Source organism: Stutzerimonas stutzeri, from assembly GCF_000952685.1.
Classification (GTDB): domain Bacteria; phylum Pseudomonadota; class Gammaproteobacteria; order Pseudomonadales; family Pseudomonadaceae; genus Stutzerimonas; species Stutzerimonas stutzeri_E.
This window is the reverse complement of sequence record NZ_JYHV01000037.1, coordinates 713,394-728,722: the sequence shown is the minus strand read 5'-3', so window position 1 is coordinate 728,722 and position 15,329 is coordinate 713,394. Positions and strand designations below refer to the sequence as shown.

The window sequence follows — 15,329 nt, the reverse complement described above, 5'->3', positions numbered from 1 at the left end:
ACTAAAGGGATGACGCGTAAGCGAGGCGAGGCAGTGAAAAAAAGAAGGTCGCGCCCTGGTCGACTTCGCCGTTCGCCCAGACCTGCCCATCGTGGCGCTCGATGATACGTCGCACGCTGGCCAGCCCGATTCCGGTGCCTTCGAACTCCTCCATCCGATGCAGGCGCTGGAAGACGCCGAATAGCTTGTTGGCGTATTGCATGTTGAAGCCGACACCGTTATCGCGAACGTAAACGATGGTTTCTTCGGCGCGCTGTTCGGCGCCTATCTCGATGACCGCCTGCTCACGCGTGCGGCTGTACTTGAGCGCATTGGAAATCAGGTTGCGCAGGGCCATGTGGATGAACGCGGCGTCGGCGACCACGACGGGCATGGACTGAACGTGCCATTCTATCTGCCGGCCTTCGCAGTCCGGCGCCAACTCCCGACGGATGGATTCGACCAGCGCGCTGAGATTCACGTCGGACAGGCGCAGCGCGGCGCGGCCCATCTGGGAGAAACTCAGTAGATTGTCGACGAGCGTGCCAGCGAAACGGGCGGCATCGCCGATGTTGTCAAGGAAGCGCAGGCCACGATCGCTGAGTTTGCTGCCTTCGAGCTCGCCCAACAGCTCGGCATAGCCGGTGATATGCCGCAGCGGCGCGCGCAGATCATGCGAGACGCTGTAGGAGAAAGACTCCAGCTCTTTGTTGCTTTCACGCAGCTCACCGGCGAGCTGGGCCATTTCTTCGGCCTTACGCAGCACGATGCCGAGCACTGCGGTGCGCAGTTCGAGTGCACCTTCCAGCTCCACCGGTTGCCAGGGCTGGGCGTAGCCACGCACCGTCTCGCGCCAGTTCTCGAAACTGTCGCGCGGGGACAATCCGCCGCGACCGTCAAATTGCTTGCCCGTCTGACCGGCCCAGTTCACGGTCTTGATCTGCTCACGACGGAACCACAGCAGGTAATGCGGATGCAGGCGCGAAATCGACACCGCCAGCAGGCCCGCACAATGCGCGGCCAGTTCCGGCACGGCGGGAATGTCGCGAGAAACGCAATCGGAACTGAACACCAGACGCTCATGCTGCTGCGACAGCCATAGCGTCAAGGCGGTCAGCAATTCGGGTGGAGGTGTCTCACCGATGATTTCGTGGGATTCGCCCGAGACGATGGCGGCGCCGTCGGCACTGGCGAATCCGAGTACGGCGGCCGGAAGATTCTTGAAGCCTTCGATGACGCTGTCGCGGTCGGCCATTGCCGAAAGCAGCTCGACGATCTGGCGACGTAATTCCAGCTTGCGCTGGGCCAGCGCCGCCGCCTCCTTGGCTTCGATCTGCAGCGAAAGAATTCGCCCCAACAGCTCGCAAGCCGTGCGGGTCTGATAACCCACGGTGCGCGGCGCGGCGTCATGGCAAGAGATCATGCCCCAGAGCTCGCCCTGCACGACGATGGAAATCGACATCGACGCGAGCGTGCCCATGTTGCGCATGTACTGTAGGTGTACCGGCGACACGCTGCGAAGCGAGGCGAAGCTCAGATCCAGCGGTTCACCCGTGTCCGGATTGAGCGCGGGTACCAGCGGGGAGGGTCGGTAGTTGGCGTCCTGGATCACGCGGATCAGGTTGTTGCGGTAGAGCTGGCGTGCCTGTGGCGGAATATCCGAAGCTGGAAAGTGCAGCCCCAGATAGCGCGGGTAACCTTCGTCGGCTTCTTCTGCCAGTACCACGCCGTTGCCTTGGGCATCGAAGCGGTAAGCCTTGACCCGACCGAAGCCGGTGATGCGTTTGACTTCGCGCACGGCCAGTTGGCAGATGAATTCAAGCGCCTGCGCTTCTTGCAGCTGCACCACGAAGGTTCGCATCAGCGGATAGAGCGTGTCGTAGGCCTTGCCGGAACTGCCCGCGGCCTCGAACTCGACGATGAGCCGGCCCGAGTAGCGGTGGGCCATCAAGGCGAACGTCGGCCGGTCATTGCTACCCGGCAGCGTGAAACTGATGTCGCTTAGGTGGAACGGATTGTGATCGTCTTCGGCCAGCGCAGCCAGGCGTTCGGCGAAGCCGCACTCGCCGATGAGCTCGGCGAGGGGCTGGCCGAGCAACGCATGGGCTTCGACGCCGAGCCACTGCAAGACATTGTCGCTGGCTTGGACGATGGTCAGCTGAGGTTCGCGGAGCACCAGCAGAAACCCATGGGGTTGAATACTGCCGGGGATGTGGATGGGTTCTTCAGCGCACTGGGCGAGCGCCTCTGTGAGCCTGTCGCTTGCTGGGGTGGATGCCACGATATCTCCTAGTCGAGCCCGAGCGGGCTGAACGATGAGCAGGCATCCATGCGGCTATTCAGGTCGGTGCCTGCTTCGTAACGCTTGCATGGGCACACCGGATTTTCGAGCGGAGGCCACTTTAGCGCGACTGGTACTGGCTAGCCAATGCGAGGGCTTGTATAAACGGCGCATTCCAGGCGACTGCAGAGGGGGGATTGTCATGGAAGAGGTGATCGAGCAACTGCGTGAGCTCAACGAACCGGTACCGGTTCCGTTGGAGCTCCCGGACGACGACCGGCTGGTCGAGGTCGAGGAAGAGCTGTTGATCAACCTGCCGTTCGGTTTGCGTGAATTCCTGCTGACGGTCAGCGACGTGGTCTATGGCCGGCTGGAGCCGGTGACCGCGGCCGACCCACAGTCGCACACCTATTTGCCGGAAGTGGCCGCCAACGCCTGGGACGCTGGCGTGGCGCGCGACCTGCTGCCGATCTGCCAGGACGGGCCGGATTATTACGTGGTCGATCTCGAAGGCGAGGTCATGCTGTTCGACGGCGACGAGCACGAGTTGACCGACGAGAGCTGGGAGTCGGTGTGGCACTGGGCACGCGACGTCTGGCTGGAAAGTTGAGCGGCCAGGCCCACGTCTGCGGGCGCATATCGCCCATATCGGGCCGGCACGTGCCGTTCGCGGCGATCTCCCATGGAGCGCAACGTCCATGGTGACGCTCGGCAATCTGTTCATCTTTCTCTTGCTGCTAACCGGTGTCGCCTGGCTTTGGCATGCGCATGGCATCCGTGAGCGCGCGCTGGCAGCGGTGCGGCGCCACTGCAAGACGATGGATGTCGAGCTGCTGGACGGCAATGTGGCGTTTCGCCGTCTGGGAGTGATTCGTGACGCACGGGGACAACGCCGTTTCGCACGGGTCTACGGTTTCGAATTCACCGTCACCGGAGAGCAACGCCATCAGGGCAGCATCGTCATGTTCGGTGCCCGTCCAGGATCGATCGAGATGGAGGCGCACCCCTTTCATGCGCCACCTGATTCGGGACGAGTGATCCAGTTGGACGAGTGGCGCCGTCGCGGCGAGTGAGCCTGCGTTAGAGTCGACAGGCCGCCATTGCTGCCATCAGACGCTCTTGGTCTTGGGGCTCGTCGAAAATCAGTTCGAGCCTCGAATCCTTCCGCCATTCGCTGGGCTCGAACCGCAGCGGCTCGCCGGCCAGTGCGTTAGCCGAGCGCCAGCCATCGGGCCCGTGCACGACCAGCTTCGCTCTGCGCCAGTTGAGACTACCGAGCCATTGGGCTATGTCTTGCAGATCGAAATGCTGGCTCGGATGCCAGCGCCAGCCGATGCTCCAGCCATCCGCGCCGCCCTGGCTCTGGGAGAAGGGCTGTTGCGGATCCAGCCAGACGCCACCGGTTACGCCGGCGGTAGCGGGCAAAGGCATTTCAAGCTCGTCATGGGCCATGCCGGCTTGTCTGTCGATGCCGGGCAGTTCGGTGATCGGCAGAGCGCCCTCACGTATCCAGCGCAGGGGTAGCGCGGGCAGCCGCGTAGCGAGGTGCTGGCGATCGGTCTGAGTCAGCTGTTCGCACTTGTTCAGCAGCAACAAGCCGCTGCTCTGTAGCGCTTCTTGCTGGCTCGGCGGCAACGGCTCACCACGTGCCAGAGCTGCGGCGTCGAGCACGGTAACGCACGGCTGTAACGCCAGAACTTCGTGCCAGGGTGGCGCACTGAGTTGCTTCAGCAGCTCGGACGGATGCCCCAGTCCTGAGGGCTCGATCAGCAGCCGATCCGGTTTGGCCTTGCGCAGCAAGCGGCTCAGGCCGACCTGGAACGGCACGCCATTGATGCAACACAGGCAGCCACCGGCGATTTCGGCCAGGCTGATACCGGTGTCATCGGTGGTCAGCAGCGCGGCGTCGATTCCTATCTGGCCGAACTCGTTGATCAGCACGGCCCAGCGTTCGCTGGCGGGCTTCTGCGCCAGCAGCGAGCGGATCAGACTGGTCTTGCCGGCGCCGAGCGGTCCGCAGATTACATGGGTAGGTATGTGGGTCAGCATGTGGGCTATGGTGCGCACTCGGTGGCTGGGGTGGAAGCGATTTCAGGATCTGCGTGCTAGAGTCGCGGCGGGTAGATCAAGGGTACCGTTCGATGCGTTCAATGTGTTTTCTGTTGCTGTCGCTGACCATCGCTGGACAGGCGTGGGCCGAGGGTTGCGTGATCCACAGCCAGGATGAGCGGATCGAGGTGAAGCTCTGTCAGCAGAATCGCACGATCCCGGCGGAACTGTTTCGCTCCGGCTTCTGCCAACCGCAACTCAAGGACCAAGAGGTGGAAGTCGCTTTCGTCGAGCAATGCCCCACCGGCGCCTTTGGTATCTGCCGTAATGCCCAGGTCTCCAATATGCCCTATCGGCAAGATATTCATTATTACGGCGTCGCCAGCGACGCACGCTTTCTCCAGCCAGCCTGCGAGCAGACCAGCGGCGGTGAATGGGCTGAAGAATAGCGTGGGGCAGGCTGATGCCCATGGGTTCCACGTGAAACCTTCGCTATTTTCTCGGCTTGAGCGTGCCGCAATCGGTGCCCAGCCACTTCCCGCGTGATTGCATGCGGCTGCTGCCCTGCTGCGTGCCGACCCGATAATCGCTTTCGATCGTGCTGACCACCTCTCGCTCGCTGATCAGCTGGGTCTCGCCGTGCCCCTTGGCGTCAGGGCATTCGAAGCTGAATTTCCACAGATTGTCGGTCTGTTCGACGAGTTTCTGGCTGCAGCCGGGCTCATCCTGAAATGGCAGTTCACGGGATTTCACCTGCGCTTCGCTCAGGCACATGCGCACCCCGCCAGAGCCCAGCTCGACGCCTTGCGCCGCAAGCATGTCTTCCATCATTTTCTTTTGCTCAGGCGGCAAGCCTTTCATCTGCTCGAGCATTTCCGCCATGCCTGGCATCTGCGTGCCATCCACTTCGATGTTGTCACTGGAAAACTCCCAAAGCCCAGGAAGCATTTCCAGCGCCTGAACAGGGAGTGAGCCAAGCAGTAACGCAGCAGCGCAGAGGTGAATGATGGGTTTCATCTCGAGACTCCAAAGTGATGTCCGTAAAGCCTAGCCGAGTCAGAAAAACCCGAGTGGTGTTGAGTCATGCGTGTCGACGCGCGAGGGGCATAGCTTTGTGTTTATGAGAAGCGTTAGCATTAACGCTTCTCAAGGCGAAGGGTACGACCATGGCGACCGAGGGTATGGTCAGACATGAGCTGGTGCATCGGCTGTATGTCGACCATCAAGGCTGGCTGAACGGCTGGTTGCGGCGTCAGCTCGGCTGCAGCCAGAAGGCCGCCGATCTGGCGCAGGACACCTTTGTTCGCGTATTGAGCAAAGACCATGGTCTGGAACCCATTCGCGAACCTCGCGCCTACCTGCACACCATCGCCAAGGGGTTGCTGATCAATCACTGGCGACGCAAGCGGATCGAGCAGGCCTATCTGGACGCGCTCGCCTTGCAGCCGGAGGCGGTCATGCCGTCGCCGGAATCCCAGGCGCTGATCGTCGAAACGCTGATGCAGGTCGATACGATGCTGACGCGTCTACCTTACAAGGTGCGTCGCGCATTCCTGCTGTCGCAGTTGCACGGGTTGACCTATGCGGCCATCGCCGTCGAGCTCGATGTGTCCGAGCGAATGGTTAAGAAGTATATGGCGCAGGCCATGCTGCATTGCCTGATGCTGGCCGAGGAGGCGCCATGAGCCTCGACTATCAGGTGCTGCAAGCGGCGGCGCAGTGGTTCGCGGTGCTGCAGTCCGATTCGGTCAGCGAGGCTGATCGCGAGGCCTGGCGCGCCTGGCTCTCGACGCCGGAACATGCCCGGGCCTGGCAGCGGGTGGAGCGGATCAGCGGATGTCTGGAGCCCTTGGCCGGCGATCCGTTCAGCCCCGCGGCGACGGCTTTATTGCGCTCGGGACAGCCAACTCGGCGACAGGCGCTGAAAACCCTGTCGATTCTTTGCGGAGGCGGCGCGCTGGCCCTGGCCACGGGCGCGGTGCCTTGGCGAAGCTGGGCGGCGGACCAGCGCACGGCTGTTGGAGAGGTGCGCAACTGGCGCCTGGATGATGGCTCGCGGCTGTGGCTGAATACCGACAGCGCGGTGGATGTCGTCTTCGAAGAGCGCTCCCGTCAGCTCTCGTTGTACCGCGGCGAATTGCTGATGCAGGCGGCCGCCGAGCCTCGTCCGCTGGTGCTGCAAACGGCCGAAGGCAGGTTACGGGCGCATGGCGTCACCCGGTTTTCGGTATTGCAACGTGACGGCAGCTCCCAGCTCAGTGTGTTCGACGGCACGGTCGAAGTCATGCCCAGCGGGCAGGGGGGGGCGCGTACCGTCATGAGCGGCCAGCAAGTCGCTTTCGACAGCCGTCACATCGAACCCGAACGTTCCGTGCAGGCGGGCCGGCAGTCCTGGACCAATGGTGTTCTGGTGGCCGATAACCTGCGCCTCGACGCGTTCGTCGCCGAGCTGGCGCGTTATCGCCAGGGCTATCTCGGTTGCGATCCGCGTGTAGCGGGCTTGCGCGTGGTGGGCGCCTATCCCCTGGCGGACACCGATCGAGTGCTGGACGTGTTGGCGGACACCCTGGCGCTTCGCATCAATCGCCGGCTGCCTTGGTGGGTGAACCTCGAACCTGCGGAACAGCGTTCCAGCTCCTGATTAAACACGAATGCAAAAAATTCGTATCTGCAGTTCCCTTTTTGCGATGTCACGGGGCTTAACGGCAACGATCACGATTTTGCCTTTCGCAAAAAGGATGACTCATGCGCTCCATCGTTCTTCCGTTCCGCCGCTCCAGTACGCTTGCCCAGGCCGTTCGTGCCGCCATGCTCTGCCTGCCTCTGGCGGCGCTCGCCACTTCGCCGATGGCCTTGGCGCAGTCCACCAGTCAGCAGTCGGTGCGCGGTTACGACATTCCCAGGGGCTCGCTGTCCAGCGCCCTTAGTCGCTTTGCCGGCGAAGCCGGGGTCATGCTGTCGGTCGATGCCCGACTGATCGAAGGGCGGCAATCGAGCGGCCTGCAAGGCCAATACGGTATCGAGGACGGCTTCGCGGCGCTGCTCCAGGGCAGCGGGTTGCAGGCGGTGCGCGGGCGCGGCACCTATTCGCTGGCGCCGCGTCCTGAGCAGACCGGCACCGTCGAACTGAAGCCCATGGTGGTCGAGGGCTTTGCGCTGGGTAACGCCTTGGGCGAGATGGAAGGCTACAACGCCACGCACAGCAGCGTGGCGACGAAGACGAGCATGCCGCTGGCCGAAACCTCTCAGACCGTTTCGGTGGTTACTCGCCAGCAGATCGAAGATCAGGGCTCTCGATCGATCGCTCAGGCGGTTCGCTACACGCCGGGATTGATGAGTACGCCTTATGGCGCCACTACCCGCTACGATTATGTCGCCATGCGGGGTATCACCGATGGCTCGGTGGATAACCTCTACCTCGACGGCCAGAAGCTGCTGGGTGATAGCGGCACCTACAGCAGCCTGCAAGTCGATCCATATTTCATCGAGCGCATCGACATTCTCAAGGGACCTTCATCGGTGCTCTACGGGCGCAGTCTTCCCGGCGGGCTGGTGGCGATGACCAGCAAGAAGCCGCAATACGAAGGCAGCCGTCAGATTCAACTGTCCTATGGCAGCGAAGACAACAAGCAGGCCGCTTTCGACCTTACCGGTCCGCTGGATGATGAGCGGATCGCTTATCGGCTCGTCGGGGTCGTCAAGGACGCCGACAACCAGGTCGATGGAGTCGAGGAAAAGCGCTACGCAGTGATGCCATCGCTGAGCATCGACTTCACTGAGGACACACGCCTGACCTTGCTGGCCATGCTCCAGCGTGATCCCGAGAGCGGCTACCATGGCGGATTGCCGGCAGACGGAACCATCACCTCGCACAATGGGCAACGCATCTCGCGCAGCTTCTTCGAAGGCGACGAAGACTACGAAAAGTTTGAGCGCGACCAGCAGATGATCGGCTATCAGTTGGAGCATCGCTTCAACGACGTGGTGTCGGCCCGTCAGAATTTCCAATATCTCGATTCGACGGTGGAATCCGGGCAGGTCTACCAGTACGGCTATGCCACTGCAGATGAATTGGTGCGCTACTACACCGGTGCCGACGAAGTCCTGCATGCTTGGACCATCGATAACCAATTGCAGTTTCTCTTCGATACCGGCGCGCTCAGTCATACGCTGGTAACGGGCCTGGACTATCAGCGTCGCAAGGCCAAGGTCGACTACGACGCCGGTAATGGGCTGAGCAAAATCAACCCCTACACCGGCAGCGTCAGCGCCGGTAGCCCAACCTTCTATCACCAGTACGATGAATTGCGTGAGCTGGAGCAGACCGGGCTCTATGTGCAGGATCTAATCAGCCTGGGTAATTGGCGATTCTCGCTAGGGGCGCGGCAGGATTGGGTCGACGTCTCTTTCGATCAGACCGAATCGATCTACGGCGATCAGTCCGATCAGTCCAAGCTCGAACAGTTCACCGGACGCGTCGGGGTGCTCTATGCCTTCGACAACGGATTGTCCCCCTACATCAGTTATTCCGAGTCGTTCAATCCCAACGCCACCGGCGCCTATAACTACGATGGCAGCGCCTACGACATCACCTTGCTCGACCCCACCGAAGGCGAACAGGTAGAGCTCGGGCTGAAATACCAACCTCTCGGCACCGATGACCTTTATACGATTTCGCTGTTCGACCTGAAGCAATCCAATCTGTCGAGCAAGGATTCCAACGAGAACTTTTTCCGCTCCGTTGGCGAAATCACCTCTCGTGGCGTGGAGCTGGAAGCGCGTTTGAACCCGCTGGAAAACGTCAACGTGCTGGCCAGCTACACCTACATGGATGTCGAGTACAGCAAGGACTACATCGGTACGGCCGGCATTAATAACCGTGGCAACACGCCCAACGCGGTGGCGCGCAACATGGCGTCGCTGTGGACGGACTATACCTTCGATAAGGGGCTTATCGCCGGCCTGCAAATCGGCGGTGGCGTGCGTTACTTCGGCAAAAGCTGGGCGGATGCGGAGAACACGTTGCGTATTCCTTCCTACACGCTCTATGACGCCATGCTCAGCTACGACATGTCCCGCGTCGGGGTGGATGGCGTGGGTGTACGCCTGAATTTGAACAACCTTACCGATGAAAAGTACGTTGCGGCTTGCAACAGCCTTAACCAGTGTTACTACGGTGAAGAGCGCAACGTGATGGCCACTCTGACCTACGACTTCTGAAACGGGCATTCGCGCCGCTGGCTCAAAAGGCCGGCGGCTTTTTGCTATCTGCAAGAAGGGAACCGACGATGCGCTCCATACTCGTTCTTCTGCACCGCTACATCGGCCTGGCCACGGCGCTGTTCCTTTTTCTCGCCGGCATCACCGGCAGCGTTCTAGCCTTTCACCATGAGCTGGACGAGTGGCTGAATCCGGAGTTCTATCACACTGAGAGCCGTGGTCCGGTGCTGGCCCCGGGCACGCTGGTCGATCGTGTCGAACGGGCGAACCCGCGGATGCAGGTCTGGTACATGGAATTCCCGGATGAACCGGGGCACGCCGCGCTGATGGCGTTGGTGCCGCGCAACGACCCGGCGACCGGCAAGCCATTCGAAGAGCAGCCGGTGGTGCATTATCTCGACGCGGTGACCGGTGAGCAGGTCGGCACGCGCTATTGGGGCGAGTGCTGTTTCTCGCGGCAGAATTTCGTGCCGTTCCTGCTGGAGTTTCACTACAACCTGTCGCTGCCGGGCAACTGGGGACTTTGGTTGATGGGGCTCGTTGCCATCTTCTGGACCCTCGACTGCTTCGTCTCACTGCTGCTGACCTTCCCTCGCGGGCGGCCGTTCTTCGGCAAGTGGTGGACGGCCTGGAAAATCAAGCGGCAGCGCCTCAACCATGATGTGCATCGCGCCGGCGGCCTTTGGTTGTGGTTGTTGCTCACGCCGGTGGCGGTCAGCAGCATTGCGATGAACCTGCCCGAACAGGTCTTCAAACCGGTGGTGTCGCTGGTATCGAAGGTGGAGCCGAGCGTCTACGCGGCGCGCGGCAAGTTGCCAAAGGAAGAGCTGGGCGTGACTCAGTACGACTTTCATCGGGCCTATGACTTCGCCATGCAGCATGCCGCCGAGTTGGGCCTGAGCGAGCCCATCGGCGAGCTGTATTACAGCTTCGAGTACAACTTCTACGGGGCCGGTTTCGGTGATCACGACAGCGATCAGGGCAACGCCTGGCTGTTCTTTCATGGCAGTGATGGCACGCAGTTGCTGGGGCAGGAAATACCGGGGCAGGGCACGCTGGGCGAGCAGTTCCACATGCTGCAGCCGGCGATCCATGGCGGACGGATTCTCGGCTTGCCCGGACGCATTTTGATCGCGGTATTGGGCATAGCGATCGCCGTGCTCTCAGTGACCGGCGTGGTGATCTGGTGGCGCAAACGGCGCGCCAGGTACGTAGCGGCCAGCAAGCGCAACGAGGCATTGCACGCGATCTGATGAACGCCTTCGGCGCTGAGTCAACGTAGGGTGGATCTCGCTTCACCGATCTACCGTGACGTGATCCCGAGCGCGGCAGGCCTCCAGCTAACGTAGGGCGGATCACGCTTCACCGATCCGCCAGGGCGTTGTACGCGCCCCGAACGAGGCGAAGCCTGACACAGAATTAGGTGGAGCCGTCCGCTTGCGCGGCGCAACTCCAAAGTTCCAGCGCGGGCTGGTCCGCTTTTGGCGGGCCGAGCCATTCGCTCACCGCGTGGCAACGCTGGTCGAAACACAGTTGGTAGTCCCCTGCTTCGGGGGTTCGCCCCACACGCAGCGGTTGTAACGGTGGCATCTGGCGCTGGTAGTGCCAGGCCCCGTCACGCAGTTCGGCGTTATCCGGAATCTCCATTCCGGCACCTGAACCCTTGACCCGCGCTTCGCCGAGCAGCAGCCCGTCCGGTGTCACGCGGTAATCTTCTTCCCAGCGGATCTTCTCGATCGTATGGGTCCAGGCCAGGGTGAAGTCGGCTGTGGGCACCTGTGCCCACACCACCCCGGCCAAGCCCAGGCAGAGTCCGATCACGCCAGCGCCGGTCCGGCGCGGCGGGCCCGGACGATGTGCTGTGCCAGCAGCAGCGCGCCGATGGCGAAGCCAATTTCATCGGTGATCGGCATGGCCATGATCAGCGTCGCACCTGCGGCAAATCCAAGCACGCGTTCCCACCAGGCCAGCGGACGCTGCAGATAGCCGATCGAGGCGATACCCCAGAGACCGATGGCGAATGCGGCCTTGAACAGCATGTACGCAGTCATCCAGAGGCTGTCGCCCTGCAGCATCAGCGCCGGGTTGTAGACCGCCATGAATGGCACCACGAATCCCGCGATGGCGATCCGTACGGCCCACATGCTGATTTTCAGCCCGGTCTCCTTGGCAATCGGCGCAGCGGCAAAGCACGCCAGCGCCACGGGCGGGGTGAGATCGGCAAGGATGCCGAAGTAGAACACGAACATATGCGAGACGATCAGCGGTACCCCGAGATCCAGCAGCGCTGGCGCGGCGATCGAGCTGGTGATGATGTAGTTGGGGATCGTCGGGATGCCCATCCCCAGAACCAGACAGGTCAGCATTGTCAGGAGCAGGGAGAGGAACAGGTTGTCCTGGCCAACCGCGAGGATGTAACCGGCGAAGGTCGAGGCCACACCGGTCAGTGAAACCACGCCGATGATCACGCCCACCAGGGCACAGGCGATACCGACCGGGACCGCATGACGGGCGCCTTCGACCAGCGCATGCAGACATACCCGCAGCGTGTCGCGGCCACCCTTGATGAACCAGCAGGTCGCCACCAGTGCCGCGATGACCCCGAAGATCACTCCGATGCCCATCTGGAAGAATCCTGCGCAGAGCAGCCCCAGGGCGATCCAGAAGGCGATTCGCAAGCCGAACGAGGAAACCTTCAGAATGATCGCCGAGCCGAGGATCACGATGGCGGTCAGCGACAGGCCGATAATCCCGGCGAACATGGGCGTGCGGCCGGAGAACAGCAGCCAGACCAGCACCAGCAGCGGAATCAGCAGGTACCAGCGTTCTTTCACAGCCGCCATGGCGCTGGGGCACTGATCTTTCGGGAGACCCTTGAGGTCGGCGCGTTTGGCTTCCAGATGCACCATCCAGAACGTCGAGCCGAAATACAGCAGCGCCGGAATCAGGGCGGCCTTGGCCACTTCGACGAAGGGCACGTTGATCGTCTCGGCCATGATGAAGGCTACGGCGCCCATCACGGGCGGCATCATCTGGCTGCCCATGCTCGCCGTCGCCTCGACACCGCCGGCAAACGCGGCGCGGTAACCAAAGCGCTTCATCAGCGGGATGGTGAACTGGCCGGTGGTGACCACGTTGGCCACGCCCGAGCCGGTGATGGTGCCCATCAAGGCTGACGACACCACCGACACCTTCGCCGGGCCGCCGAGCTTGTGGCCGAACAGGCCCATGGCGAAATCGGTGAACAGCTTGATCATGCCAGCCTGCTCTAGGAAGGCACCGAACAGGATGAACAGGAAGATATAGGTGGCCGACACGTAGGTCGGTGTTCCGTATAGGCCCTCGGTGCCAAATGCCAGCTGATTGACCAGTTGGTCGAAACCATAACCGCGGTGTGCAAGGTCGCCGGGCAGGTATTCACCCAGCAGACCATAGGCGAGGAACGTCGCGCAGATGATGGGCAGTGCGATGCCCATCACACGGCGCGCGGCCTCGAAGACCATGACGATGAGCACCACCCCGACAGCGAAGTCGAAGGTCGTCAGATCACCGGAACGCTGAATCAGGTCGCCTTCGAAATACCACTGATAAAACGCCGTACCCATGCCGGCCAGCGCGAGCACCCAGGCCAGGGGTTGCCAGGGGCGACCTTTGCCATGGGCAGGGAAGCTCAGGAAGACAATCATCAGCAAGAAACCGACGTGCCCCGCCCGCAGTACCTGACTCGACACCGGATGAAACGCCGCCATGGTGATCTGGTAGATGGAAAACAGCAGGGCGACATAGAACAGCGCCTTGGGCCACTCGGCAGGGCTGCCGCCCAGGCCTTGCTCTTGTTGTAATTCGCTCATGAAATGCCTCGAGCTGATAAAGCGTGGTCGCGTAGAGCCGCTAACAAAACCTGCCGTGAACACACGCTGGTTTTACTAGCACCTCTGCAAAGATCGTTTGGGATGCCGGCAGCGAGTGCGGGGATGCACTCGCCAGCCGGAGTCGGAGCGGCGTTTGCCGCTCCTCGGCGTACTCAGAGTACGCCGGCTTCCTTGTAGTAGCGCTCGGCGCCCGGATGCAGCGGGATCGGCAGGGCCTTGGTGGCGTTTTCGAGCTTGATGTCCTTGGCAGCCGAATGGGCCTTGGTCAGCTGGTCGAGGTTCTCGAACAGCAGTTTGGTCATTTGGTACGCCACGTCATCGGATACGCCTTCATGGGTCACCAGAATGTTGGTGATGGCCACTGTAGGTACGTCAGCATCCTGGCCGTCATAGGTGCCCGCCGGGATGTTGGCCGCCTGGTACGCCGGGTTGTTGATCTTGGTGACGACGTCTTGCGGAATTTCGACGTAGTTCAGCGGCATGGTGGATGACAGGTCACGGATCGCAGCCATGCCCAGACCAGCGGACTGCAGGGTGGCATCGAGCTGACGGTTCTTGATCAGCTCCACGGACTCTGCGAACGGCAGGTATTCGACCTTGCCGATGTCCTCGTAGCTCAGGCCTGCCGCCTTGAGGATGGCGCGAGCATTGAGCTCGGTACCGGACTTCGGTGCGCCGACGGACAGCGATTTACCCTTGAGATCGGCCAGGGTCTTGATGCCGGACTCTTTGCTGGCAACGATCTGGATGTAGTTCGGGTAGCTGCCGCCGATGGCGCGCAGCTTTTTCAGCGGGGCCTTGAAGCCGGCGTCTTCGACACCATTCCAGCCGTCTGCCACCGAGTCACCAAGCGCGAGGCCCAGCTCACCGCGGCCGGCTTGCAACAGGTTGAGGTTTTCCACCGAAGCCTTGGTGGCCTGTACGGACGTTTTCGAGCCTTCGATGCCTTTGCTGTACAGCTGGGAGATGGCTACGCCGATCGGGTAGTAAACACCGCTGGTGCCGCCAGTCAGAATATTGATAAAGGTCGGCGCGGCAACCGCGGCGGTGCTGGCGGTAAAGGCCGCTGCGGCAGCCAGCAGGGTGAGTTGTTTGGTCAATCTCATTGTGTTTCTCCGTTTCGTTGTTATTGGTTTTCGCAGAACTGACGATAGACGATCAGCCGCAGCCATAGCGCTGCGAGCGGGCAAGAAAAGACGGATACACACGAATGGCTTTCGCTGGAAAGCGGGAGTGCGCTGTGCGGCTTTTCTTGTGGTTGATCGCATCGGGCACTACAGACATAGCACGAGCTGTGCCATCACTGGCGAAGGCTCTGGCCCGCGGCGTCGATCTATTTCCGCTGTGTCTATGGGCGAAAAGCTGCCTATGGGTGCATGGGGATCGGCGGATTTTCGCCTATCAACCCGGCGCTATGGGAACCCCGGCATGCATCGAGGCGTCGCATTGGGACGCCCTTTCAGACGAGGTGCAGCATGGCCAGCGAAATCAGTGCGAAGGAACTCGGTATCGACATCGAGAAGGGTGAAGGCGAGCTGTTCAAATGGTTCATTGCCAGCTTTCTGTTCGGCAAGCGCATCCAGCAGGACATCGCCGCCGAGGCCTATCGGGTGATCGTCGAAAAGCATGGGCGCGACACGCCCCGCAAACTCTGCAATTGCAGCTGGCAGGCGCTGGTGAACATGCTCGGCGAGGGGCATTACGTGCGCTACGACGAGTCGACCGCTGAGCGCCTGCTAAAGCTGTGCGACAAGCTCAACAAGGAATACGGCGGCAAGCTCGGTAACCTTCACCAGCAAAGCAAGGATCGTAAGGACCTGGAGAAGCGGCTGGCGGAATTCGAGGGCGTCGGGCCGAAAACCGTTGAAATCTTCATGCGTGAAGCACGTAAGGTCTGGGACTGAGCGCGCCGGATGACGCTTGCGCCG

At 61.5% G+C, this 15,329-nt stretch carries 14 protein-coding genes; 8 read left to right on the top strand and 6 right to left on the bottom strand.

The window, feature by feature from the left end; translation table 11 throughout:
• Position 1: 1 nt before the first annotated feature.
• Positions 2-2,260 carry an ATP-binding protein gene (locus UF78_RS21935; protein ID WP_045164315.1) on the bottom strand — a complete coding sequence of 753 codons (2,259 nt, stop codon included), beginning with the start codon at positions 2,258-2,260 and terminating at the stop codon, positions 2-4.
• Positions 2,261-2,462: 202 nt separating this feature from the next.
• Between UF78_RS21935 and UF78_RS21930 the strand changes: the two genes are divergently transcribed.
• Positions 2,463-2,870, top strand: coding sequence for an SMI1/KNR4 family protein (locus UF78_RS21930; RefSeq protein ID WP_045164314.1), 408 nt, complete (start codon positions 2,463-2,465; stop codon positions 2,868-2,870).
• 88 nt (positions 2,871-2,958) lie between these two features.
• On the top strand, positions 2,959-3,333 hold the full coding sequence (locus UF78_RS21925; protein WP_045164313.1) for a DUF3301 domain-containing protein: 375 nt from the start codon (positions 2,959-2,961) through the stop codon (positions 3,331-3,333).
• Between the two features lie 7 nt (positions 3,334-3,340).
• Here UF78_RS21925 and UF78_RS21920 read toward each other — a convergent pair whose 3' ends face one another.
• Positions 3,341-4,309 carry a CobW family GTP-binding protein gene (locus UF78_RS21920; protein WP_045164312.1) on the bottom strand — a complete coding sequence of 323 codons (969 nt, stop codon included), beginning with the start codon at positions 4,307-4,309 and terminating at the stop codon, positions 3,341-3,343.
• A gap of 92 nt (positions 4,310-4,401) precedes the next feature.
• Between UF78_RS21920 and UF78_RS21915 the strand changes: the two genes are divergently transcribed.
• On the top strand, positions 4,402-4,758 hold the full coding sequence (locus UF78_RS21915) for a hypothetical protein (RefSeq protein WP_045164311.1): 357 nt from the start codon (positions 4,402-4,404) through the stop codon (positions 4,756-4,758).
• 43 nt (positions 4,759-4,801) lie between these two features.
• Here the strand turns inward: UF78_RS21915 and UF78_RS21910 are convergent, their stop codons facing one another.
• Positions 4,802-5,326 (bottom strand): DUF3617 domain-containing protein, encoded by a 525-nt coding sequence (locus UF78_RS21910; protein WP_045164310.1) that lies wholly within the window; start codon positions 5,324-5,326, stop codon positions 4,802-4,804.
• A gap of 149 nt (positions 5,327-5,475) precedes the next feature.
• On the opposite strand from UF78_RS21910, the gene UF78_RS21905 reads away from it, so the two are divergent.
• The 4 genes from UF78_RS21905 to UF78_RS21890 all read left to right on the top strand — a co-directional run bounded on the left by UF78_RS21905 (position 5,476) and on the right by UF78_RS21890 (position 10,782).
• Positions 5,476-5,994, top strand: coding sequence for a sigma-70 family RNA polymerase sigma factor (locus UF78_RS21905; RefSeq protein ID WP_045164309.1), 519 nt, complete (start codon positions 5,476-5,478; stop codon positions 5,992-5,994).
• Positions 5,991-6,950, top strand: a complete 960-nt coding sequence (locus UF78_RS21900; RefSeq protein ID WP_045164308.1) for a FecR domain-containing protein — start codon at positions 5,991-5,993, stop codon at positions 6,948-6,950. The genes UF78_RS21905 and UF78_RS21900 overlap by 4 nt, the downstream gene beginning before the upstream one ends.
• A 104-nt stretch (positions 6,951-7,054) precedes the next feature.
• Complete coding sequence (locus tag UF78_RS21895; RefSeq protein ID WP_045164307.1) at positions 7,055-9,529, top strand: TonB-dependent siderophore receptor; 2,475 nt, start codon at positions 7,055-7,057, stop codon at positions 9,527-9,529.
• A gap of 68 nt (positions 9,530-9,597) precedes the next feature.
• Positions 9,598-10,782, top strand: a complete 1,185-nt coding sequence (locus UF78_RS21890; RefSeq protein ID WP_045164306.1) for a PepSY-associated TM helix domain-containing protein — start codon at positions 9,598-9,600, stop codon at positions 10,780-10,782.
• A gap of 166 nt (positions 10,783-10,948) precedes the next feature.
• Here the strand turns inward: UF78_RS21890 and UF78_RS21885 are convergent, their stop codons facing one another.
• The 3 genes from UF78_RS21885 to UF78_RS21875 form a co-directional block, all read right to left on the bottom strand.
• The gene (locus UF78_RS21885) at positions 10,949-11,350 is read right to left on the bottom strand and encodes a DUF1850 domain-containing protein (protein ID WP_045164305.1); all 402 of its coding nucleotides are present in this window, start codon (positions 11,348-11,350) and stop codon (positions 10,949-10,951) included.
• A complete protein-coding gene (locus UF78_RS21880) occupies positions 11,347-13,380 on the bottom strand; it encodes a TRAP transporter permease (protein WP_045164304.1) in 2,034 nt (677 codons plus the stop codon). Before UF78_RS21880 ends, UF78_RS21885 begins: the two co-directional genes overlap by 4 nt.
• 173 nt (positions 13,381-13,553) lie before the next feature.
• A complete protein-coding gene (locus UF78_RS21875; RefSeq protein ID WP_045164303.1) occupies positions 13,554-14,507 on the bottom strand; it encodes a TAXI family TRAP transporter solute-binding subunit in 954 nt (317 codons plus the stop codon).
• Positions 14,508-14,876: 369 nt separating this feature from the next.
• Between UF78_RS21875 and UF78_RS21870 the strand changes: the two genes are divergently transcribed.
• Positions 14,877-15,305, top strand: coding sequence for a DNA methylase (locus tag UF78_RS21870; protein ID WP_045164302.1), 429 nt, complete (start codon positions 14,877-14,879; stop codon positions 15,303-15,305).
• Positions 15,306-15,329: the final 24 nt, after the last annotated feature.

Excerpts from the sequence above, each read along its gene's own strand:
- UF78_RS21930 (WP_045164314.1), top strand. The coding sequence starts at position 2,463 with ATGGAAGAGGTGATCGAGCAACTGCGTGAGCTCAACGAACCGGTACCG.
- UF78_RS21925 (WP_045164313.1), top strand. The coding sequence starts at position 2,959 with ATGGTGACGCTCGGCAATCTGTTCATCTTTCTCTTGCTGCTAACCGGT.
- UF78_RS21920 (WP_045164312.1), bottom strand. The coding sequence starts at position 4,309 with ATGCTGACCCACATACCTACCCATGTAATCTGCGGACCGCTCGGCGCC.
- UF78_RS21915 (WP_045164311.1), top strand. The coding sequence starts at position 4,402 with ATGCGTTCAATGTGTTTTCTGTTGCTGTCGCTGACCATCGCTGGACAG.
- UF78_RS21910 (WP_045164310.1), bottom strand. The coding sequence starts at position 5,326 with ATGAAACCCATCATTCACCTCTGCGCTGCTGCGTTACTGCTTGGCTCA.
- UF78_RS21905 (WP_045164309.1), top strand. The coding sequence starts at position 5,476 with ATGGCGACCGAGGGTATGGTCAGACATGAGCTGGTGCATCGGCTGTAT.
- UF78_RS21900 (WP_045164308.1), top strand. The coding sequence starts at position 5,991 with ATGAGCCTCGACTATCAGGTGCTGCAAGCGGCGGCGCAGTGGTTCGCG.
- UF78_RS21895 (WP_045164307.1), top strand. The coding sequence starts at position 7,055 with ATGCGCTCCATCGTTCTTCCGTTCCGCCGCTCCAGTACGCTTGCCCAG.
- UF78_RS21890 (WP_045164306.1), top strand. The coding sequence starts at position 9,598 with ATGCGCTCCATACTCGTTCTTCTGCACCGCTACATCGGCCTGGCCACG.
- UF78_RS21880 (WP_045164304.1), bottom strand. The coding sequence starts at position 13,380 with ATGAGCGAATTACAACAAGAGCAAGGCCTGGGCGGCAGCCCTGCCGAG.
- UF78_RS21875 (WP_045164303.1), bottom strand. The coding sequence starts at position 14,507 with ATGAGATTGACCAAACAACTCACCCTGCTGGCTGCCGCAGCGGCCTTT.
- UF78_RS21870 (WP_045164302.1), top strand. The coding sequence starts at position 14,877 with ATGGCCAGCGAAATCAGTGCGAAGGAACTCGGTATCGACATCGAGAAG.